Origin of the sequence: Serpentinimonas barnesii (assembly GCF_000696225.1) — a bacterium.
Taxonomy (GTDB): Bacteria; Pseudomonadota; Gammaproteobacteria; order Burkholderiales; family Burkholderiaceae_C; genus Serpentinimonas; species Serpentinimonas barnesii.
Genome location: NZ_BAWN01000029.1, coordinates 1 through 20,520, shown reverse-complemented (window position 1 = coordinate 20,520; position 20,520 = coordinate 1). Strand labels below are relative to the sequence as shown.

The following is a 20,520-nucleotide window of genomic DNA, read 5'->3' as shown; positions in this document are numbered from 1 at the left end:
CTGAGTGTAAACCAGCATGCGGGTAAGCCGCAGGGGCAAAACACATGTGGATAACTCTGGGGCGCCGCTACAATGCGGCGTCGGCTGGTGGGTTCTTCAAAGCACCCACTGGCGACCCGATTCGATTACACCTTCCCATGTCCCTAGTTTTGATTGCGCCCGAAGTCTCGGAGCCTGCGGAGGCTTTGTGGTCGGCCTGTGTGCAGCGCTTGGCGCTCGAACTGCCCGCGCAGCAGTTCAACACCTGGATCCGCCCCTTGGCGGCCCAGGTGTCGCAGACGGCCGACTCGGTCACGCTGCTGCTGCCGAGCCGCTTCAAGCTCGACTGCATCCGCACCCAGTACGCCTCCCGCATCGCCGCCGCTTTGCAGGCGGTGGCCGGGCGGCCGGTGGCGCTTGAGCTGGTGTTGGCCAACCGACCGAGCGCGCGCACCACCCCGGGCAAACCTGTGCCAGCCCGCCCCATGCCGACCGATGCGGCGGCCGACCCAGCGGCCGATGCGGACGGGTTCGATGCCGAGGCCTTGGCCATGGCGCCGACTTCCGGCCCCGCAGCCCACGCCACAGCGGCGGGCAACGCCGCCCCGGCCAAGCGGGCTGAGCCGCTGCATCGGCTCAACGGAGGCCTGACTTTTTCCACCTTGGTCGAGGGCACGGCCAACCGGATGGCGCGTGCGGCCGCCATGCACGTGGCGCACCACCCGGGGCAGCTCTACAACCCCTTGTTTATCTATGGCGGCGTGGGCTTGGGCAAAACGCACCTGATGCACGCCATCGGCAACCAGTTGCTGGCGGGGCGCTCGGCGGCCAAGGTGCTCTACATCCACGCCGAGCAGTTTGTGACCGACGTGGTCAAGTCCTACCAGCGCAAAACTTTTGATGAGTTCAAGGCGCGTTACCACTCGTTGGACTTGCTGCTGATCGACGACGTGCAGTTTTTTGCCAACAAAGAGCGCACGCAGGAGGAGTTTTTCAACGCCTTCGAGGCGCTGCTGGCCAAAAAAAGCCACATCGTCATGACCAGCGACACCTACCCCAAGGGCCTGGCCGACATCCACGAGCGGCTGGTGTCGCGCTTCGACGCCGGCCTGACGGTGGCCATCGAGCCGCCCGAGCTCGAAATGCGGGTGGCCATTTTGATTAGCAAGGCCGAAGCCGAAGGCGAGCGCCTGCCCGAAGAGGTGGCTTTTTTCGTGGCCAAGAACGTGCGCTCCAACGTGCGCGAGCTCGAAGGGGCGCTGCGCAAGATCTTGGCCTACTCGCGCTTCAACCACAAAGAGATTTCGATTGCGTTGGCGCGCGAGGCGCTGCGCGACTTGCTCAGCATCCAGAACCGGCAGATCTCGGTCGAGAACATCCAGAAAACGGTGGCCGATTTTTACAAGATCAAGGTGGCCGACATGTACTCGCGCAAGCGCCCGGCCAACATCGCACGCCCGCGCCAGATCGCCATGTTTCTGGCCAAGGAGCTGACCCAAAAAAGCCTGCCCGAAATCGGCGAGCTGTTTGGCGGGCGCGACCACACCACGGTGCTGCACGCGGTGCGCAAGATCGCCGCCGAACGCCAGACCCTAAGCGAGCTCAACCAGCAGTTGCACGTGCTGGAGCAGACCCTCAAGGGCTGAGCCCGCTGCAAGGCCCCCCAATGCCAAGGCACCGTCCCGCAAACCTGCAACAATTCGCCGTTGGCCTGTGACCGGCTGCCTGCGCGGCCGCACCACCCCACCCTTTAACTGAACCCGAACCGAAAGCCCGCCCATGATCGTTGTGCAATCGACCCAAGACAAGCTGTTGGCCGCCTTGCAGGCGGTGTCGGGCATTGTGGAGCGCCGCCACACCATGCCGGTGCTGGCCAATGTGCTGCTGCGCAAAGTGGGGGGCTTGGTGGAGCTGACCACCAGCGACCTCGAAATCCAGATCCGCACCCAGGCCGAGCTTGGGGGCGACGAAGGCGCTTTTGCCACCACGGTGGGCGCGCGCAAGCTGATCGACATTTTGCGCACCCTGCCGGCTGAACAAAAGGTCACGCTGGAGGCGCAGCAGTCCAAACTCGTGCTCAAGGGCGGCAAGTCGCGCTTCACGCTGCAAACCCTGCCCGCTGAAGATTTTCCGCTGGTGCAGCAGGCCCCCAGCTTCGGCCCCGCCTTCAGCGTGCCGCAAAAGGTGTTCAAGAGCTTGCTGGGCCAGGTTTCCTTTGCCATGGCGGTGCAAGACATCCGTTACTACCTGAACGGGATTTTGTTCGTCGCCGAAGGCAAGACCCTGAGCCTGGTGGCCACCGACGGCCACCGGCTGGCCTTCTCCAGCGCCGCGCTCGAAGTCGAGGTGCCCAAGCAAGAGGTGATCCTGCCGCGCAAGACGGTGCTGGAGTTGCAGCGGCTGCTCTCCAACGCCGAGGGCGAAGTCGAGCTGCAATTTGCCTCGAACCAGGCGCGCTTCAGTTTTGCTGGGCTGGAGTTCATCAGCAAGCTGGTGGAGGGCAAGTTCCCGGATTACAACCGCGTCATTCCGCGCCAGCACCCGCACGTGCTGCTGCTGGGCCGCCAGCCTCTGCTGGCCGCGCTGCAACGCGCCGCCCTCATGACCAGCGACAAGTTCAAAGGCGTGCGCCTGAGCCTGGAGCCCGGTGTGCTGCGGCTGGTGGCGCACAATGCCGAACAGGAAGAGGCGCTGGACGAGCTCGACATCGAGTACCAAGGGCCCATGATCGAAATGGGCTTCAACGTCACCTACCTGATCGAGGGCTTGAGCAACATGGCACAAGAGATGGTGCGTTTGGAGTTGGCCGACAACAATGCCTCGGCCCTGTTGACCATACCCGAGCACGAAAGCTACAAGTACGTGGTGATGCCGATGCGCATCTGAGCCCGGCGCCGCCGGCTGGGCTGGCGGCGCCTTTTGACCCCTTGCGCCCGCCTTTGTGCGGGCGGTGCGTTTGATGAGAGTTGTGATCCATGAATTCCGAATTCCCCGCCCCCCTGCCGGACTCTGTTGAGCCACCGTCGGCCGCCAGCGCGGCCAGTGCAGCCAGCGCCGCCGCCAGCGCCGCTTATGGCGAAGGCTCGATCCAGATCCTCGAAGGGCTGGAGGCGGTGCGCAAGCGCCCCGGCATGTACATCGGCGACACGTCGGATGGCACCGGGCTGCACCACCTGGTGTTCGAGGTGGTGGACAACTCGATCGACGAGGCGCTGGCCGGCCACTGCGACGACATCGTCGTCACCATCCACTCCGACAACTCCATCAGCGTGACCGACAACGGGCGCGGCATCCCCACCGGCATCAAGTGGGACGACAAGCACGAGCCCAAGCGCAGCGCGGCCGAGATTGCGCTCACCGAGCTGCACGCTGGCGGCAAGTTCAACCAAAACAGCTACAAGGTCTCGGGCGGCTTGCACGGGGTGGGCGTGAGCTGCGTCAACGCGCTGTCGCGCTGGCTGCGCCTGACCGTGCGCCGCGACGGCCGCGTGCACCAGCTCGAATTTGCCCGCGGCGACGTGCAGCAGCGCCTGGTTGAGCGCGTCGAGGGCGTGGAGGTGTCGCCGATGCGCCTGGGCGGGGCGACGGAAAAGCGCGGCACCGAGGTGCACTTTCTGCCCGACAGCGAGATTTTTCAGCAAAACGCCGATTTTCACTACGAGATTTTGGCCAAGCGGCTGCGCGAGCTGAGCTTTCTCAACCACGGGGTGCGCATCCGCCTGCACGACGAGCGCAGCGGCAAGCAGGACGATTTTTCCGGCACCGGCGGCGTCAAGGGCTTTGTCGAGTTCATCAACGCCGGCAAAAAAGTGCTGCACCCGAACGCCTTCTACGCCAGCGGCGCACGGCCAGCCGAGAGCTACGGCGGCATCCCCGGCACCGAGATCGGGGTCGAGGTGGCGATGCAGTGGAACGAGAGCTACAACGAAAACGTGCTCTGCTTCACCAACAACATCCCGCAGCGCGACGGCGGCAGCCACCTCACCGGCCTGCGCGCGGCCATGACGCGCGTGATCGGCAAGTACATCGAACAAAACGAGGTGGCCAAAAAGGCCAAGGTCGAGGTCAGCGGCGACGACATGCGCGAGGGCCTGTGTTGCGTGCTCTCGGTCAAGGTGCCCGAGCCCAAGTTCAGCAGCCAGACCAAAGACAAGCTGGTGTCGAGCGAGGTGCGCGCCCCGGTGGAAGACATCGTTGCCAAGGCGCTGACCGAATACCTGGAAGAGCGCCCGCAAGACGCCAAGCTGCTGTGCAGCAGGATCGTGGACGCGGCCAGGGCGCGCGAAGCGGCGCGCAAGGCGCGCGAGCTCACACGGCGCAAAGGCGTGCTCGACGGCATGGGCCTGCCCGGCAAGCTGGCCGACTGCCAGGAAAAAGACCCGGCGCTGTGCGAAATCTACATCGTCGAGGGCGACAGCGCCGGCGGCAGCGCCAAGCAGGGGCGCGACCGCAAGTTTCAGGCCATTTTGCCCCTGCGCGGCAAAATCCTCAACGTCGAAAAAGCGCGCTACGAAAAGCTGCTTTCCAGCAACGAAATCCTCACGCTCATCACCGCGCTGGGCACCGGCATCGGCAAATCCAGCGCCGCCGACGAGTTCAATCCCAAGGCAAAGAGCGGATCCGACGATTTCAACATAGCCAAACTGCGCTACCACCGCGTCATCATCATGACCGACGCCGACGTCGATGGCGCGCACATCCGCACCCTGCTGCTGACCTTCTTTTACCGCCAGATGCCGGAGCTGGTCGAGCGCGGCCACATCTACATCGCGCAGCCGCCGCTGTACAAGGTCAAGTCGGGCAAGGAAGAGCTGTACCTGAAAGACGCCGCCGCGCTCGACGCCTTCCTGTTGCGCATCGCGCTGCGCGACGCAGCCATCCACACTGGCGGCGAGCAAGGGCGCACCCTAGAGGGCGACACGCTGGCCGAGCTGGCGCGCCGGCACCAGGTGGCCGAAGCGGTGATCGCGCGCCTGAGCGCCTTCATGGACGCCGAGGCCCTGCGCGCCATGGCCGACGGCGTGGCGCTGGCGCTCGACGACATGGAGCAAGCCAGCGCCAGCGCCGCCGCCCTGCAGACCGCTTTGCGCACCTTGAGCAGCACCGGGGTGCCGGCCGAAGTCACGGCCGAGTTCGATCTGCGCAGCGACAAACCGCTGCTGCGCATCAGCCGCCGCCACCACGGCAACGTGCGCAGCAGCGTGATCACGCAAGATTTTGTGCACGGAGCCGATTACGCCGCGCTGGCCGAAGCGGCGCAGACCTTTGCCGGCTTGCTGGCCGACGGGGCCACGGTGCGGCGCGGCGAAGGCGAGCGGCGCAAGGAAGAAAAAGTGACGGACTTTCGCATTGCCATGAGCTGGCTGCTGGCCGAGGCCGAGCGCGGCAGCGCGCGCCAGCGCTACAAAGGCCTGGGCGAGATGAACCCCGAGCAACTGTGGGAAACCACCATGGACCCGGCGGTGCGCCGCCTGCTGCAAGTGCGCATCGAAGACGCGATCGAAGCCGACCGCGTCTTTACCACCCTGATGGGCGACGAAGTCGAGCCGCGGCGCCAGTTCATCGAAAACAACGCCTTGCGCGCCAGCAACATCGACGTGTGAGGCAATTCAGTCTCCTGTGACGCCGGGCCCGGTGGCGCCGTCGAAGCCCAATTGGGCCAGCAGCGGCAGGTCGTCGGCGCTCTCGACCCCTTGGGCAATGACCGTGATGCCCAGCGCATGCGCCATGGTGCACAGCCCGCGCAAAAATTCTTGGTTGCCTGGGTTTTGGCCTATGCCGCGCACGAAGCTGGGGTGCACCTTGATGTAGTCCAGCCCCAAGCCGGCCAGTTTGCCGTTGCTGGCAAACTGCTGGCCAAAGTATTCGATCCCAACCCGGCAGCCCAGCACCTTGAGGCTGCGCACGAGGTCGCAAAAGGCATCGAACTGCTTGTACACCCCGTACTCCGGCACTTCAAACAAGAGCCGCGGGCACAGTGGTGCAAAGCCCTGCAGCAGTTGCACCAATTGGTTGCGAAAGCCAAAATCGGCAATTGTTTCGGCCGACAGGTTGACCGCCACATCGCCGCTGACTTGGCGCAGGTGTTCCAGCGCCAGTTGCACCACGCCCAAGTCGATGGGGGCGGTGAGGTTGAGGCTGGCGGCCATGGGCATGAAGTCGCCCGCGCTGAGCAACTGCCCTTCGCTGCCCAGCCGCAGGCGGATCATCCCCTCTTGGTGCAGGGGCTGCTTCGGGTCGCGTTGCACCACCGGGTAGAAAGCCAGGCTCAGCCGCCCGCCGTGCACCGCTTCGGTGAGCAGGGTGCGCCAGCGTTCGGCCGGCAGACTGAATTGACCCGCGTCTTCGCGTTCGTCGGCGTGCCAGCGGTTGGGGCCTTTGGTGCGCGCCAGCGCCAGCGCCTGATCGGCCCGCGTGAGCAAGTCGGGCAGGCTTTGCGGGCGCACATATCCCACCGCCGCCAAGTGGAACAGATCGGGGAACTCGGGTTCCCAGTCGGGCAGCCAGTTGCGCCACAGGCGCTCGTAGAGCAGTTGCGCGGCTTCGGTCGGTGAGGCCAGTGTCGGGCAGACGATGGCGAACTCGCCCCCCTTGATGCGTCCCGAGCGCTGGCCCGGATTTTCCTGGTCGCAGCCCTGCAACACGGAGCCGAGGGCACGCAGCAACTGGTCGGCGCGCTGGTGCCCAAACTTGGCGTTGAGCTCGTTGAGGTGGGCCAGCCGCACCAGCACCAAGGTGCCCGCAGAGCCGAACTGTTCGCCGCTGAGCGCCTCGCGCAGGTAGGACAAAAAGTGCTCCCGGTTCGCCAATCCGGTGACGGGATCGAGGTTGACGCGCTTGCTCAGAGCCTCGAGCCGGGTCGACTCGTCGGCAAACATGGCTTGGATGCGGCCGGCCATGTCGTTCATGGCGCGGCTGACGGCGCGCAGCTCGGGCGTGCGCGGTTCGGGTTGGGTCAGGAAGCGGCGCTCCGAGATGGCCTGCGCCTGCTGCACCACCGCCCCGAGTGGGCGCGTGATGACGCGCAGCGCGTAGCTCCCCAGCAGGCCGGTGAAGAGGGCGCCCAACACAAACCAGAGCAGCAAATCCAGCGTGCCTTGCCACAGATTTTTGTAGGCAAACTGCTCGTTGCTGGCCAGCACCACGGTGCCAAACTGGCGCCAGCCATCTTGCACCTGGGCCCGGCCCGGTTCGGCTTCGAGCGGAATCAGTTGCGCAAACCAGCTTGGCGCCCCCACCACCTCGCCTTCAAACACCCGTTCCACCAGGGTTTCGCCGGTGGGGCTGACGATGCGGATGAAGCGGTAGTGACCGGCGTCGAACTGGGCCGAGACCAGCAGCTCCACCGTCATCGGGTCTTTGTCGAGCTGCGTCAGGGCCAGCGCCAGCGAGGTGGCGTTGTCGATGTTCTTGATCTGCAACTGCTGCTGCAAGTAGGCGCGCGCCGACAGCACGTTGACGATCAGGCTGCCGCCAAAGGCGATCGCCATCACCACGATGATGGCCAACCAGAGTTGCTTGACTAATGACATGACGGTTCCCCTTGGGATGTAAACAGGAGCAGGCGGTGCTTCACAGCCCCTCCCTGGACATGCGCTCGAGCACATCGCGCCAGCGCGACAGGCGCGCCGTCGAACTGGCGACTTGTTGCGTCTGCCCGGCCACCCACAGCCCTTCGCTGTTGAAGCTAAACAAGGGCGTGAGATCGGGGCGGCTCGAAGCGGGCCGAACGCTGGTGATGAGATTGTCCAAGATCAGTGGCTCGGCGAGCGGCGTTTCAAAAAAGCCCAGCACCATGTGTGCCTCGGTCAGGGCGCCAGCGGTGCGCGCGCGCACGTAGATCAGGCGCATCTGCTCGTTGGGCACACCCAGCAGCAGCAACGTAACGTATTTGGCAATCGAGTAGTCTTCGCAGTCGCCGCTGGCACGGCCCATGAATTCCAGCGGTGTGGCCCAGTAATCGGCTTGGCCCCAGACCGTGGGGTCGAGCGCAAAAACGATGCGGCGATTAAAGAAATTGTTCACCATTTGCAACTGGCGCTCGACCGGTTGCGTGCGCGCTTGCTCCATCATGCTGCGCCAAGCGGCCACGGTTTGCGCGGCCTGCGGGCCGAAGCGCTCTTGAGCCAGGCGCTGCTTGAGATCCAGATTGGGACTGGCCCAGCCCAAGCCCAAGCCTGCCAACACCAGCGCCCACACCAGAGCCAAGAGGGGCAGTCCCAGTGTTAGGGGGGTGCGTGAAAAGCGCATGAGCCAGATGGGCACGGGTGGTGGTGGGCGGAAAGAAGGAGGGCAGTATGTGGTTTTTGTGCGGCAGTCTAAAATGATCGAAGCAATACTTGAGCGCGTCGGGCGAGAATTGCTTTAAGATGCGCCCCTAGCATAGCTCAAGTTGAGCTGGCTACCTTTGTTCAAGTAAGTCTTGTGTCCCGGAAAGTCCGGTGTACCAAAGAAAGGTCCCATCATGCAAACGTTCTCTCTCTCTGTGGTGGCGCTGGCCGCCTTGTTTGGTGTAGGCGGCCTGCAGGCCCAAGTGACGCCAGCTCAGCCTGCTCCCGCAGCACCGGCTGCTGCACCGGCCCCAGCGGCCACAGCCGCGGCGGCCCTGCCCGCACCCATGATCGAGGCCGTGCGCCAAGCCATCCTGAGCAACCCCGAGGTGCAGGCGCGCTGGTACAACTTCACCGCCTCCCAAGCCGAGCGCGACGCCGGCATGGCCGGCTGGCGGCCACAGGTGGATTTGAATTACGGCGTGGGCCGCGAAACCAACCGCGCACCAGGCAACAACACCGGCTGGTACACCCGGCACGGCGGCTCGCTCACGCTCAACCAGATGCTGTTCGACGGCGGCTTTACCCGCAACGAGGTGCAGCGGCTCGAATACGCCGAGTTGGTGCGCTACTACGAGCTGATGGAGGTGGTCGAGAGCGTGGCGCTGGAAGCGGCGCGCGCCTACGTCGATGTGGCGCGCTACTCGGCCCTGACCGAGGAGGCCAAGCAAAACTACGTCGAGCACCGCATTTTGTCGGGCCAGATCGAGGAGCGCGTCGGCGCGGGCGTGGGGCGGCGCGTCGATGCCGACCAATCGACTGGGCGCTTGGCGCTGGCCGAATCCAACCTGCTGACCGAAATCAGCAACCTGCACGATGTGAGCGCACGCTTCCAGCGCATCATGGGCACGCTGGCGCCCACAACCTTGCCACCGCTGCGCGAAGGGTTGCGTCTGCCGGGGGTGCCCGCCACCATGACCGACGCGCTGCGCCAGGGTCTACCCAACAGCCCGACCATCAATGCGGCGTTTGAGAATGTGCGCTCCAGTCGCAGCCAGATCGAAGCGCGTCAGTCCGCCTTCTGGCCGCGGGTGGATTTCCGCGTGCGCCAAAGCTGGGGCCGCGACCTCAACAACGTCCCCGGCCGCACCCGCGACACCGTGGCCGAGGTGGTGCTCAACTACAACCTGTACCGCGGTGGGGCCGATCAAGCGCGCGAACGCCAGGCGGTGGAGCAAAACGCCCAAGCGCGCCAGTTGCAAGAACTGGCCTGCCGCAACGTGCGTCAGACGCTCACCATCGCTTTCAACGATGTGCAGCGCCTGAACGAGCAACTGGGCTTTTTGAACCAGCACCGGCTCTCGACTGAGGTGGCGCGCGACGCCTACCGGCAGCAGTTCGACATCGGCCAGCGCACCCTGCTCGATTTGCTGGACTCACAAAACGAGTACTTCGAAGCCAGCCGCGCCTTCCTCAATGCGCAGTACAACCAGTTCTTGGCGCAGGCGCGCACGTTGGCGGCGATGGGCCAATTGACGGCCGCGCTGGGCGTGAACCGGCCCGACCAGCCGACGCTGGAGCAGCTCGGCCAAGACCGCGGTGCCCTGCCGCCCGAAGAACTCTGCCCCTTCGAGGCCCCGGCGCTGCTGGTGGTGGACAAGGCGCGCGCGGTGGCCGAGGCCCCGGTGCGGGCGCGGCCGGTGCTGCCGGCGGCTGCCCCGGCCGCCGCTGTCGCCCCCGCCGCGGTTCAGGCCCCAGCACCGGCTCCGGTTGCCGCACCAGCCCCGCAGCAAATCACGTTTGCCGCCGATGCGCTGTTCGACTTTGACCGCGCCGTGCTGCGCCCCGATGGCCGCCAGCGCCTCGACGAGGTGGTCGCGCGCATCCGCGCCATCAACCTCGACGTGGTGATCGCGGTTGGCCACACCGACAGCATGGGCAGCGAGGCGCACAACCAGCGCCTGTCGCTGCGCCGCGCCGAGGCGGTCAAAGCCTATCTGGTGAACCAGGGCGTGTCGGCCGAGCGCATTCGCACCGAAGGGCGCGGCGAGGCCCAGCCGGTGGCCAGCAACGACACGGCTCAAGGTCGGGCGCAAAACCGCCGGGTCGACATCACGGTGGTGGAGCAGCCGCGGCGCTGATTCTTGCTGTCTCAAACCCCGGCCGCGCTGGCCTGCAAGTCGGCGTGGTAGGAGCTGCGCACCAGCGGGCCGACGGCAGCGTGGTCAAAGCCCATGGCTTGGGCCTGCTGCTCGAACATTTTGAAGGTGTCGGGGTGCACGTAGCGGCGCACCGGCAGGTGGTGGCTGCTGGGCGCAAGGTACTGGCCGATGGTGAGCATGCTCACGCCGTGGGCGCGCAGGTCTTGCATCACGGCCAAAATTTCTTCATCGGTTTCGCCCAAACCCAGCATCAGCCCGCTTTTGGTGGGGATGTGCGGCTGGCGCGCCTTGAACTTTTGCAGCAACTGCAGGCTAAAGGCGTAGTCGCTGCCGGGGCGGGCTTCTTTGTAGAGGCGCGGCACGGTTTCCAGGTTGTGGTTCATCACATCGGGCGGGGCGGCGCACAAAATATCCAAGGCGCGCTCATCGCGACCGCGAAAATCGGGTACCAGCACCTCGATCTGGGTCTGGGGCGACAAGGCGCGCGTGCGCGCTATGCAGGCCACGAAATGCGCCGCGCCGCCATCGCGCAAGTCGTCGCGGTCCACGCTGGTGATCACCACGTATTTGAGCCCCAGCGCGGCGATGGTGCGCGCCAGCTTGTCGGGCTCCTCGGCGTCGAGGGGGTCTGGTCGGCCATGCCCGACGTCGCAAAAGGGGCAGCGCCGGGTGCACTTGTCGCCCATGATCATGAAGGTCGCGGTGCCCTTGCCAAAGCACTCGCCGATGTTGGGGCAGGAGGCCTCCTCGCACACCGTGACCAGCTTCTGGCTGCGCAACACCTCTTTGATTTCATAAAAGCGGCTGCCCGGCGCGGCGGCCTTGACGCGTATCCAGTCGGGTTTTTTCAGCACCTCGGCGGGCACGATTTTGATCGGGATGCGCGCCGTTTTGGCCTGGCTCTTTTGCTTGGCGCTGGCGTCGTAGGCGGCCGGGCTGGCGGCGGCGGGGTCGGTGCTGAGGGGGGTGGAGGTGTTCATGGGCGCATGTGAGGGGGTGCGGCGGAAAAGTGGGGCGGGGGGCTTTATTTGTACCCGAGCAAGTCCACCAGGTGGCGCAGCAGCAGCGGCTCCACCTCGGCCACCTCAACCGCTACCCCGATTGTAGATAGATCAACCGTTTGCAGCCCAGCGTAGCCGCAGGGGTTGATGCGGGCAAAGGGTTCCAGGTCCATCGCCACGTTCAAGGCCAGCCCGTGGTAGCTGCAGTGGCGGTGCACCTTGATGCCCAAGGCGGCGATCTTGCCCAAGCCCGCAAAGGGGTCGGAAGCCGGGCGTGGCCCGGTCAGGGCGGCGTGGTCAAAGGGGTCGGCTAGGCGCACATAAATACCCGGTGCGCCAGCGATGCGGTGCCCCGTGACACCCAACTGCGCCAGCGTGCGCAGCAGCGCCTCTTCGAGCCGGTGCACATACTGCTTCACGTACAAACCGGCGCGGCGCAAGTCCAGCAGCGGGTAGGCCACGAGCTGCCCCGGGCCGTGGTAGGTCACCTGGCCGCCGCGGTCGGACTGAAACACCGGGATGGCGCCCGGCTGCAGCAGGTGCGCGGCTTGGCCGGCCAGGCCTTGGGAGTAAACGGGGTGGTGCTGGCAGAGCCAGATTTCGTCGGCGCTATCGTGGCCGCGCTGCTGCGTGTAGGCGCGCATGGCCTCAAAGGTGGGCCCATAATCCACCTGCCCCAAGGGGCGCAGCAGCAAGCCGGGAAGTGCATCGGGCATTTAGAGCACCACTTTAACGAGTGGGTGTGCGCTCAGGGCGCGGTAGAGCGCGTCAAGCTGCTCGCGGTTGTGCACCTGCACCGTGAGCGTCAAACCGAGGTAGTTGCCAGCCTTGCTCGGGCGTTGCTCCAAGGTGGCCGGGTCTAGCGCTGGGTCGAACTGCTGTGCCAGTTGCAGCATGGCCTCGACGAAGCCGGGCACGTTGTGCCCCATCACCTTGATCGGGAACTGGCAGGGGTATTCAATCAGCGAGTCGGATGGGGTGGGCATGGCGGTATTATCGCGGCGCAGGACGGTGGGTGTGATGCGGGCGGGTGTGACTCAAACATGACGCTTGCGTGAAATGCGTGCAAAAAACGGGAAGGGCTGCGGGTTTCTACGTATAATGCGTTGGTTTTGAGGTTTCACCTGCGCGCAGCAATGCGGTGTTTTGGCGCCCCAAGTTTGTGCGCTGGCAGCTCGTCATCAATCAGTCGTTCGAGGTGTAGACCATGCCCCACTCTTTGCGCGAGCCCGCAAGTGAGCGTGAGCGCTCCAAGGGCCCTGATGCAGAAGCTGCGGCCGAGTCTGAAGATTTCAAGCCCCTCACGGCCGAACAGGCGCGTGAGTGGCGGTCGCGCCAGCCGCAGACTTCGGTCTGGAGCGTGGTGCGCTGGCAGGTGGTGTTGTTGTTGCTGGCGACTGCGCTGACGGTGCCGCTGGCCTTTGTTTTGGGACAGCCGGTTTGGGTGGCGTCGGTGTTTTACGGCGGGCTGTGTGTGCTGCTGCCCACGGCGCTGATGGCGTATGGCGTGACGGCCAGCCGCGGTGCGCGCAAGCGCGCCGCCCAGCCGGGGCAGGGGTCGGCTTTGTTGGCCGGAATGTTTTTTTGGGAGGGGGTCAAGCTCGCGCTAGCCATCGCCATGTTGGTGTTGGCGCCGCGCCTGATCCCTGATTTGAGCTGGCTCGGCTTGCTGCTGGGTTTGGTGTTAGTGCTGAAGGCGTATTGGGTGGCGCATTGGCTGAGAAATCAGCCGTCTGCCCAGTAAGAAAGTCGAACTTTTTGATCTAACGATTCAAACATGACAACAGAAATCCCTGGCCCAACGCCAAGTGAATACATAGTGCACCACTTGGGGCACTTGACCAGCGACAAGCAGACCGAGCTGGTCGATTTTTCGGTCGTCAATATCGACTTGGTGGGTGTGAGCATTTTGCTCGGTGCTTTGGTGTGTTGGGTCTTGCAACGCGTTGCCAAGCATGCCACCGCTGGTGTACCGGGGCGTTTCCAGGCCTTTTTCGAGCTGCTGGTTGAGATGGTGGACAATCAAGTCAAGGCCTTGATTCACAACCCGCAAAGCCGCAAAGTCATCGCTCCCATGGGGCTGGTGGTGTTTTGCTGGGTCTTCATGATGAACTTCATGGATCTGATCCCGGTTGATTTGTTTCCCTTCATCTGGGCTTACGGTATCCCATTTGTTCACGACCATACCGACGACGGCTTGCATGCTTTCTTTGGTATGCCTGATTACTTCAGTATTGTGCCTACGGCCGATATTTCAACAACCTTAGGTATCGCGTGCGCAGTTTTGCTCATGTGTTTGTATTACAATATCAAAATCAAGGGTTTGGGCGGATGGGCGCATGAGCTTGTTTCGGCACCATTTGGCACCAGCAAAAACCCTGTCGTTGCTGTGCTGATGGCGCTGATTAACTTTCCCATGCAGATTGTCGAATACATTGCCAAAACCGTTTCACACGGCATGCGGTTGTTCGGCAACCTCTTTGCCGGCGAGTTGATATTCATGTTGATTGCGCTACTGGGTGGCTACGCGGCACTGACTTTATTTGGCGGTGGGCTGTTCATTGCGCATTTGATTGCCGGATCTGCTTGGGCTATTTTCCACATTTTGATCATCACTTTGCAGGCATTCATTTTCATGACGTTGGCTATCATCTACCTTGGCCAGGCGCATGAGGCGCATTGAGCCTAGGGATGACAAGCACTTTTTTCTCCTCTCCTCTCCTCTCCTCTCCTCTCCTCTCCTCTCCTCTCCTCAACCTCGTTCTCAAATAAAGGAATCAACATGGAACTCACTCTTGGACTCGTCGCATTGGCTTGTGGCTTGATTGTCAGCGTTGGTGCAATTGGTGCATCAATTGGAATTGCTATTATGGGCGGCAAGTTTTTTGAGGCTGTGGCGCGACAACCCGAGTTGATGGGCGAACTGCAAACCAAGATGTTCGTTTTGGCTGGCATGATTGATGCCGCCTTTATTATTGGCGTTGCCATTGCCTTGCTGTTTGCATTCGCCAACCCCTTTGTGTTGGCTTAACGGTTGGCATTTGTGGGTGTGGAACCGCAGGCCACGGGACTGCGGTGAAAATAATGCAGTGCGCGCAAGCGCTTTCAACCCGGTAAACCACTGAAAGGCGTTGCAATGAATCTCAATGCAACCATGTTTGCTCAGGCGATCGTCTTTGCGATCTTGGTCTGGTTCACAATGAAGTACGTTTGGCCGCCTTTGGCCAAGGTGCTTGATGACCGTGCGCTTAAAATCGGCGAGGGCTTGGCCGCTGCCGAAAAAGCAAAGATCGAACTGACCATGGCCAGCAGGCGCGTCGAAGAAGAGCTGGGCAAGTCGCGCAGCGAGTCGGCCTCACGGCTGGCCGATGCCGAACGACGGGCGCAGCAGATCATCGAAGAGGCCAAGGCCCGAGCGACGGAGGAGGCGGTCAAAATTCGCGTCTCAGCCGAAACCGAGGCCGAGCAGTTTATCTTGCGGGCGCGTGAGCAGTTGCGCGAACAAGTGGCTGTGCTGGCGGTGCAGGGCGCGGAGCAAATCCTGCGCCGTGAAGTCAATGCCGGGGTGCACGCCGATTTGTTGGCACGCCTCAAGACCGAGCTTTGATCCGCTCTTAGAGGACAACATGGCCGAACTCGCTACCATTGCCCGCCCTTATTCATTGGCGCTGTACCAAGCTGCAGGGAATCAGGCCGAGAGCGCTGCGCAGTGGCTCGACGACCTGGCAGCCGTGGCTGCCAACCCGCTGTTGCTGGAGTGGGCCTCCAGCCCCAAAGTCACGGCCGAGCAGGTACTCGACTTAATCGTGGGCTTATTCGAAGAGCCATTACCGGAGCTGGGGCGCAACTTTTTGCGCACCGTGATCGACAACGGCCGTCTGGCTGTGTTGCCCGAAATGGCGCTGCAGTTGCGCCAGCGCATCCACGCAGAGCGCGGCCGAGCCGATGCCTTGGTGCGCAGCGCTTACCCGCTCGATGCCGTTGCCTTGGCCGAGTTGGGGCAGGCGTTGGAGCAACGATTTGGGCGTCCGCTGCAGCTGAAGGTTGAATTGCAGCCAGAACTGATTGGTGGGGTGCGGGTGTCGGTGGGAGACGAAGTGCTCGACCTCTCCGTCCGAGCCCGTCTGGATCAAATGAAGGTGGCGCTGACGGCCTGAAAGCCGCCCCTGCGCCCGCACACACATAAAAGGATAGCGTCATGCAGCTCAACCCCGCAGAGATTTCTGAACTGATCAAGTCGCGCATCGAAGGGCTGGTGGCCAGCACCGATGTGCGCAACCAAGGCACCGTGGTCTCGGTGACCGACGGCATTTGCCGCGTCCATGGCCTCTCGGACGTGATGCAAGGCGAAATGCTCGAATTCCCGCTCAATTCCGAAGGGCAGCCCACTTACGGTCTGGCACTCAACCTCGAGCGCGACTCGGTCGGTGCCGTGATTCTGGGTGCCTACGAACACCTGTGCGAAGGCGACACGGTCAAGTGCACCGGGCGCATTCTGGAGGTGCCGGTGGGTCCCGAGCTGATCGGCCGCGTGGTCAACACCTTGGGCGCCCCGATCGACGGCAAAGGCCCGATCAACGCCAAAATGACCGACGTGATCGAAAAAGTCGCTCCCGGCGTGATCGCGCGCAAATCAGTGGACCAGCCGGTGCAGACCGGGCTCAAGTCCATCGACTCGATGGTGCCCGTCGGCCGTGGCCAGCGCGAGCTGATCATCGGCGACCGCCAGACCGGCAAAACCGCGGTGGCCATCGACGCCATCATCAACCAAAAAGGTCAGAACATGACCTGCGTTTACGTCGCGATTGGCCAGAAGGCCTCGTCGATCAAGAACGTGGTGCGCGCGCTCGAGCAGGCCGGGGCCATGGACTACACCATCGTGGTGGCCGCTTCCGCCTCTGAATCTGCTGCCATGCAGTACCTCGCCCCCTACTCGGGCTGCACCATGGGCGAGTACTTCCGCGACCGCGGCCAAGACGCGCTCATCATTTACGACGACCTCTCCAAGCAAGCCGTGGCCTATCGCCAGGTTTCCTTGTTGCTGCGCCGCCCACCAGGCCGCGAAGCCTACCCCGGCGACGTGTTTTATCTGCACAGCCGCTTGCTCGAGCGCGCCGCGCGCGTCAACGCCGACTACGTGGAAGCCTTCACCAAGGGTGAAGTCAAGGGAAAGACCGGCTCGCTCACCGCGCTGCCGATCATCGAAACCCAGGCTGGCGACGTCTCGGCCTTCGTTCCGACCAACGTGATCTCGATCACCGACGGTCAGATCTTCCTGGAAACCAGCCTGTTCAACGCCGGCGTGCGCCCCGCCATCAACGCCGGTATCTCGGTCTCGCGTGTCGGTGGTGCGGCGCAGACCAAGCTGATCAAGGGCCTCTCGGGCGGTATCCGCACCGACTTGGCGCAGTACCGCGAGCTGGCCGCCTTTGCCCAGTTTGCCTCCGACCTCGACGAAGCCACGCGCAAGCAGCTCGACCGCGGTGCCCGCGTGACCGAACTGCTCAAGCAAAAGCAGTACAGCCCGCTTTCTATCGCGCTCATGGCCGCCACGCTGTACGCGGTCAACAAGGGCTTTGTTGATAACGTGGATGTGAAAAAAGTGTTGTCGTTCGAGGCGGGCCTGCACGGCTACCTGAAAGACAAACACGCTGCCTTGCTGGCCACACTCGAGAGCGAGAAGGCTTTGAGCAAAGAGTCCGAGGCCGAGCTCAGCCAGGCGATTGGCGCGTTCAAGCAGTCCGGCGCCTACTGATGCGCTGCGGCGCAACCCGATAAGGAGCATCAATGGCAGCCGGCAAGGAAATCCGCACCAAGATCAAATCGGTGGAAAACACCAAGAAGATCACCAAAGCCATGGAAATGGTGGCCGCCTCCAAAATGCGCAAGGCGCAAGAGCGCATGCGCATGGCGCGGCCCTACAGCGAGAAGGTGCGCCAGATCGCCGTCAACCTCGGACGTGTCAACCCAGAGTACGAGCACCCGTTCATGCTCACGCACCCCGAAGCCAAGGTGGCTGGCTTGGTTGTCATCACGACCGACAAGGGCCTGTGCGGCGGCATGAACACCAACGTGCTGCGCCTGGTGACCAACCAACTGCGTGAGGCGCAAAACCAAGGTTTGAGCACCGAGGTGGTGGCAATCGGCAACAAGGGGCTGGGTTTTATGAATCGCATCGGTGCCAAGGTGGTGTCGCATGCGACCGCTCTGGGCGACACGCCGCACCTGGAAAAGCTCATCGGCCCGGTCAAGGTGATGCTCGACGCCTATATGCAAGGGCGGCTGAGTTCGGTGCAACTGTGTTACACGCGCTTTATCAACACCATGCGCCAAGAAGCGGTGGTGCAGCAGTTGTTGCCCCTGAAAGCCGAGACGCTCGAAACCGGTGCCCCAGGCTATGACTGGGACTATCTCTACGAGCCCGACGCGCAGACCGTGATCGACGAATTGCTGGTGCGCTACATCGAGTCGCAGGTCTATCAGGCGGTGGCCGAGAACATGGCTTCCGAGCAGTCGGCGCGCATGGTGGCCATGAAGGCCGCGACCGACAACGCGGGCAGCGTGATCAGCGAACTCAAGCTGATATACAACAAAACACGCCAAGCCGGCATCACCAAAGAACTGTCGGAAATTGTTGCGGGTGCGGCGGCCGTTTGAGGCTGCCCTTCAAAGATTCAGAGCATTAAAAGGTATCCAACATGTCTCAAGCCAACGCAGAAGTGAACACCGCGGTACAGGGCAAGATTGTGCAGTGCATCGGCGCCGTGGTTGATGTGGAATTTCCGCGCAACCAAATGCCGCGCGTCTATGACGCACTCAAAATGGAAGGCACGGCGCTGACGCTGGAAGTGCAGCAGCAGCTCGGCGACGGCGTGGTGCGCACCATCGCGCTGGGTTCGTCCGACGGACTGCGCCGCGGCATGCGGGTGAGCAACACCCACGCCAACATCACGGTGCCGGTGGGCAAAGCCACCCTGGGCCGCATCATGGACGTGCTCGGCCAGCCGATCGACGAGCGCGGCCCGGTAGACCAAACCCTAACCGCCCCGATCCACCGCAAGGCCCCGGCCTACGACGAACTCTCGCCCTCGCAAGAGCTGCTGGAAACCGGCATCAAAGTGATCGACTTGGTCTGCCCCTTCGCCAAAGGCGGCAAGGTGGGTCTGTTCGGCGGTGCCGGTGTGGGCAAGACCGTGAACATGATGGAGCTCATCAACAACATCGCCAAGGCGCACAGCGGCCTGTCGGTGTTTGCTGGCGTGGGCGAGCGCACCCGCGAAGGCAACGACTTCTACCATGAGATGGCCGACTCCGGTGTGGTGAATCTCGAGAACCTGCCCGAATCTAAAGTGGCGATGGTCTATGGCCAGATGAACGAGCCGCCGGGCAACCGCCTGCGCGTGGCGCTCACCGGCCTGACGATTGCCGAGTCGTTCCGCGACGAAGGCCGCGACGTGCTGTTCTTCGTCGACAACATCTACCGCTACACCCTGGCCGGTACCGAAGTGTCGGCGCTGCTGGGCCGCATGCCTTCCGCCGTGGGCTACCAGCCCACGCTGGCCGAAGAAATGGGCCGCCTGCAAGAGCGCATCACCTCCACCAAGGTCGGCTCCATCACCTCGATCCAAGCCGTTTACGTGCCGGCCGACGACTTGACCGACCCCTCGCCCGCCACCACCTTCGCCCACTTGGACTCCACCGTGGTGCTCTCGCGCGACATCGCTTCGCTCGGCATTTACCCCGCCGTGGACCCGCTGGACTCCACCAGCCGCCAGCTCGACCCGCTGGTGGTGGGCGCCGAGCATTATGCGGTGGCCCGTGCCGTGCAGGGTACGCTGCAGCGCTACAAAGAGCTGCGCGACATCATCGCCATTCTGGGCATGGACGAATTGGCACCTGAAGACAAGCTGGCGGTGTCGCGGGCGCGCAAGATTCAGCGCTTCCTGTCGCAGCCTTTCCACGTGGCCGAGGTGTTCACCGGCTCGCCCGGCAAGTACGTGCCGCTGTCGGAAACCATCCGCGGCTTCAAGATGATCACCAACGGCGAGTGCGACCACTTGCCCGAGCAGGCTTTCTACATGGTCGGCACCATCGACGAAGCCTTCGAGAAGGCCAAGAAACTGGCCTGATGCGCGCCGCGTTGCTTGGCTTGTACCCGATTCTTTGGATGGGGTGCAGGCCAGCAGCGCCTAAGCCTGGACTTTAGCCAAGGAATACAGATGAGCACGATACAAGTCGAGGTGGTCAGCGCCGAAGAATCGATTTTCAGTGGGCAGGCCAAATTCGTCTCGTTGCCGGGCGAGGCCGGTGAGCTGGGCATACTGCCTGGCCACATTCCCTTGATCACCCGCATCAAGCTTGGTGCGGTGCGCATCGAGAAAGCCGATGGCGACGAAGAATTCGTTTTTGTGGCTGGTGGCATTCTGGAGGTGCAGCCACGCTTGGTCACGGTGCTGAGCGACACCGCAATCCGCGGCCACGACCTCGACGAGGCCAAGGCCAACGACGCCCGCAAGCACGCCGAAGAAGCCCTCAAAAACGCCAAGAGCGACGTCGATCTGGCCAAGGCCACGTCGGAGCTGGCGGTGATGGCGGCGCAGATCGCCGCCTTGCGCAAGTTCCGCCAAAAGCGCTGAGTGCTGCGCCCGCCGGCCTGACCAGCGCAACGTCGGGTCGGTGATGGATACGGGCTGGCCTTACCGTGCGCCAGCTTGGCTGCCCGGCGGCCATGCGCAGACCATTTGCACTGCCCTGTGGGGCCGCAGCCACCGCATCCCGCCGCTGGCCTTCAGGCGTCAGCGTTGGCTTACTCCAGATGGCGATTTTATAGACGCCGACTGGCTAGATAGCCCGCCCTGCACCCCAGTTGGAGCCGCCAATGCCCTGCGCCCTGCAGCCGCTGCGAGCGAACACAAGCTTTGCGGCGTCGCGCCTGGCACCACCTTGGTGCTGTTTCATGGCCTTGAGGGCAGCTCGCACAGCCACTACGCCAAAACCTTTGCCACCGAGGCGCAGCGCCGTGGGTGGGATTTCGTGCTACCGCACTGTAAGCGTCCCGCCAACCCATCTTGCAGACAGCCGATCATCCTGAGACCATCGTGTCCACTT

The 20,520-nt window shown here is 63.3% G+C and carries 18 protein-coding genes; 13 read left to right on the top strand and 5 right to left on the bottom strand.

Annotation, left to right across the window (positions count from 1 at the left end; translation table 11 throughout):
• Positions 1 to 137 precede the first annotated feature (137 nt).
• The 3 genes from dnaA to gyrB all read left to right on the top strand — a co-directional run bounded on the left by dnaA (position 138) and on the right by gyrB (position 5,582).
• Positions 138 to 1,625 (top strand): chromosomal replication initiator protein DnaA, encoded by a 1,488-nt coding sequence (gene dnaA / locus SRAH_RS08975; RefSeq protein ID WP_045476946.1) that lies wholly within the window; start codon positions 138 to 140, stop codon positions 1,623 to 1,625.
• A 133-nt stretch (positions 1,626 to 1,758) separates the two neighbouring features.
• Positions 1,759 to 2,865 (top strand): DNA polymerase III subunit beta, encoded by a 1,107-nt coding sequence (gene dnaN, locus SRAH_RS08970; protein ID WP_029463014.1) that lies wholly within the window; start codon positions 1,759 to 1,761, stop codon positions 2,863 to 2,865.
• A gap of 89 nt (positions 2,866 to 2,954) precedes the next feature.
• Complete coding sequence (gene gyrB / locus SRAH_RS08965) at positions 2,955 to 5,582, top strand: DNA topoisomerase (ATP-hydrolyzing) subunit B (RefSeq protein WP_029463013.1); 2,628 nt, start codon at positions 2,955 to 2,957, stop codon at positions 5,580 to 5,582.
• 6 nt (positions 5,583 to 5,588) lie between these two features.
• Here the strand turns inward: gyrB and SRAH_RS08960 are convergent, their stop codons facing one another.
• The gene (locus tag SRAH_RS08960) at positions 5,589 to 7,511 is read right to left on the bottom strand and encodes an EAL domain-containing protein (RefSeq protein WP_029463012.1); all 1,923 of its coding nucleotides are present in this window, start codon (positions 7,509 to 7,511) and stop codon (positions 5,589 to 5,591) included.
• A 40-nt stretch (positions 7,512 to 7,551) separates the two neighbouring features.
• Positions 7,552 to 8,178 (bottom strand): transglutaminase-like cysteine peptidase, encoded by a 627-nt coding sequence (locus SRAH_RS08955; protein ID WP_231849369.1) that lies wholly within the window; start codon positions 8,176 to 8,178, stop codon positions 7,552 to 7,554.
• A gap of 265 nt (positions 8,179 to 8,443) precedes the next feature.
• Here SRAH_RS08955 and SRAH_RS08950 point away from each other — a divergent pair, with 265 nt between their 5' ends.
• A complete protein-coding gene (locus SRAH_RS08950; RefSeq protein ID WP_082039814.1) occupies positions 8,444 to 10,390 on the top strand; it encodes a TolC family outer membrane protein in 1,947 nt (648 codons plus the stop codon).
• An 11-nt stretch (positions 10,391 to 10,401) separates the two neighbouring features.
• Here the strand turns inward: SRAH_RS08950 and lipA are convergent, their stop codons facing one another.
• From lipA to SRAH_RS08935, 3 genes are read right to left on the bottom strand one after another with little or no spacing between them, the layout of a single operon-like run.
• Complete coding sequence (gene lipA, locus SRAH_RS08945) at positions 10,402 to 11,391, bottom strand: lipoyl synthase (RefSeq protein ID WP_029463009.1); 990 nt, start codon at positions 11,389 to 11,391, stop codon at positions 10,402 to 10,404.
• 44 nt (positions 11,392 to 11,435) lie between these two features.
• Entirely contained in the window at positions 11,436 to 12,128 is a 693-nt protein-coding gene (lipB, locus tag SRAH_RS08940) for a lipoyl(octanoyl) transferase LipB (RefSeq protein ID WP_045476942.1), read from the bottom strand.
• On the bottom strand, positions 12,129 to 12,398 hold the full coding sequence (locus tag SRAH_RS08935) for an HP0495 family protein (RefSeq protein WP_029463007.1): 270 nt from the start codon (positions 12,396 to 12,398) through the stop codon (positions 12,129 to 12,131).
• Between the two features lie 221 nt (positions 12,399 to 12,619).
• Between SRAH_RS08935 and SRAH_RS08930 the strand changes: the two genes are divergently transcribed.
• The 9 genes from SRAH_RS08930 to SRAH_RS08890 all read left to right on the top strand — a co-directional run bounded on the left by SRAH_RS08930 (position 12,620) and on the right by SRAH_RS08890 (position 20,048).
• The gene (locus SRAH_RS08930) at positions 12,620 to 13,156 is read left to right on the top strand and encodes an ATP synthase subunit I (protein WP_029463006.1); all 537 of its coding nucleotides are present in this window, start codon (positions 12,620 to 12,622) and stop codon (positions 13,154 to 13,156) included.
• A gap of 33 nt (positions 13,157 to 13,189) precedes the next feature.
• On the top strand, positions 13,190 to 14,095 hold the full coding sequence (gene atpB / locus SRAH_RS08925) for a F0F1 ATP synthase subunit A (RefSeq protein WP_029463005.1): 906 nt from the start codon (positions 13,190 to 13,192) through the stop codon (positions 14,093 to 14,095).
• Between the two features lie 99 nt (positions 14,096 to 14,194).
• On the top strand, positions 14,195 to 14,443 hold the full coding sequence (atpE, locus tag SRAH_RS08920) for a F0F1 ATP synthase subunit C (RefSeq protein ID WP_029463004.1): 249 nt from the start codon (positions 14,195 to 14,197) through the stop codon (positions 14,441 to 14,443).
• Between the two features lie 105 nt (positions 14,444 to 14,548).
• A complete protein-coding gene (locus SRAH_RS08915) occupies positions 14,549 to 15,019 on the top strand; it encodes a F0F1 ATP synthase subunit B (protein WP_029463003.1) in 471 nt (156 codons plus the stop codon).
• A 19-nt stretch (positions 15,020 to 15,038) separates the two neighbouring features.
• Complete coding sequence (locus SRAH_RS08910; protein ID WP_029463002.1) at positions 15,039 to 15,569, top strand: F0F1 ATP synthase subunit delta; 531 nt, start codon at positions 15,039 to 15,041, stop codon at positions 15,567 to 15,569.
• A gap of 41 nt (positions 15,570 to 15,610) precedes the next feature.
• Entirely contained in the window at positions 15,611 to 17,167 is a 1,557-nt protein-coding gene (atpA, locus tag SRAH_RS08905) for a F0F1 ATP synthase subunit alpha (RefSeq protein ID WP_029463001.1), read from the top strand.
• A 32-nt stretch (positions 17,168 to 17,199) separates the two neighbouring features.
• Positions 17,200 to 18,069, top strand: a complete 870-nt coding sequence (atpG, locus tag SRAH_RS08900) for a F0F1 ATP synthase subunit gamma (RefSeq protein ID WP_029463000.1) — start codon at positions 17,200 to 17,202, stop codon at positions 18,067 to 18,069.
• 41 nt (positions 18,070 to 18,110) lie between these two features.
• Positions 18,111 to 19,541, top strand: coding sequence for a F0F1 ATP synthase subunit beta (atpD, locus tag SRAH_RS08895; protein ID WP_029462999.1), 1,431 nt, complete (start codon positions 18,111 to 18,113; stop codon positions 19,539 to 19,541).
• A gap of 90 nt (positions 19,542 to 19,631) precedes the next feature.
• Positions 19,632 to 20,048, top strand: coding sequence for a F0F1 ATP synthase subunit epsilon (locus SRAH_RS08890; protein ID WP_029462998.1), 417 nt, complete (start codon positions 19,632 to 19,634; stop codon positions 20,046 to 20,048).
• Positions 20,049 to 20,520: the final 472 nt, after the last annotated feature.

Coding starts and splice junctions, on each gene's coding strand:
- SRAH_RS08890 (WP_029462998.1), top strand. CDS start 19,632: ATGAGCACGATACAAGTCGAGGTGGTCAGCGCCGAAGAATCGATTTTC.
- gyrB (WP_029463013.1), top strand. CDS start 2,955: ATGAATTCCGAATTCCCCGCCCCCCTGCCGGACTCTGTTGAGCCACCG.
- atpA (WP_029463001.1), top strand. CDS start 15,611: ATGCAGCTCAACCCCGCAGAGATTTCTGAACTGATCAAGTCGCGCATC.
- SRAH_RS08930 (WP_029463006.1), top strand. CDS start 12,620: ATGCCCCACTCTTTGCGCGAGCCCGCAAGTGAGCGTGAGCGCTCCAAG.
- lipB (WP_045476942.1), bottom strand. CDS start 12,128: ATGCCCGATGCACTTCCCGGCTTGCTGCTGCGCCCCTTGGGGCAGGTG.
- SRAH_RS08935 (WP_029463007.1), bottom strand. CDS start 12,398: ATGCCCACCCCATCCGACTCGCTGATTGAATACCCCTGCCAGTTCCCG.
- atpE (WP_029463004.1), top strand. CDS start 14,195: ATGGAACTCACTCTTGGACTCGTCGCATTGGCTTGTGGCTTGATTGTC.
- SRAH_RS08910 (WP_029463002.1), top strand. CDS start 15,039: ATGGCCGAACTCGCTACCATTGCCCGCCCTTATTCATTGGCGCTGTAC.
- SRAH_RS08950 (WP_082039814.1), top strand. CDS start 8,444: ATGCAAACGTTCTCTCTCTCTGTGGTGGCGCTGGCCGCCTTGTTTGGT.
- lipA (WP_029463009.1), bottom strand. CDS start 11,391: ATGAACACCTCCACCCCCCTCAGCACCGACCCCGCCGCCGCCAGCCCG.
- SRAH_RS08915 (WP_029463003.1), top strand. CDS start 14,549: ATGAATCTCAATGCAACCATGTTTGCTCAGGCGATCGTCTTTGCGATC.
- atpG (WP_029463000.1), top strand. CDS start 17,200: ATGGCAGCCGGCAAGGAAATCCGCACCAAGATCAAATCGGTGGAAAAC.
- dnaA (WP_045476946.1), top strand. CDS start 138: ATGTCCCTAGTTTTGATTGCGCCCGAAGTCTCGGAGCCTGCGGAGGCT.
- atpD (WP_029462999.1), top strand. CDS start 18,111: ATGTCTCAAGCCAACGCAGAAGTGAACACCGCGGTACAGGGCAAGATT.
- SRAH_RS08960 (WP_029463012.1), bottom strand. CDS start 7,511: ATGTCATTAGTCAAGCAACTCTGGTTGGCCATCATCGTGGTGATGGCG.
- dnaN (WP_029463014.1), top strand. CDS start 1,759: ATGATCGTTGTGCAATCGACCCAAGACAAGCTGTTGGCCGCCTTGCAG.
- atpB (WP_029463005.1), top strand. CDS start 13,190: ATGACAACAGAAATCCCTGGCCCAACGCCAAGTGAATACATAGTGCAC.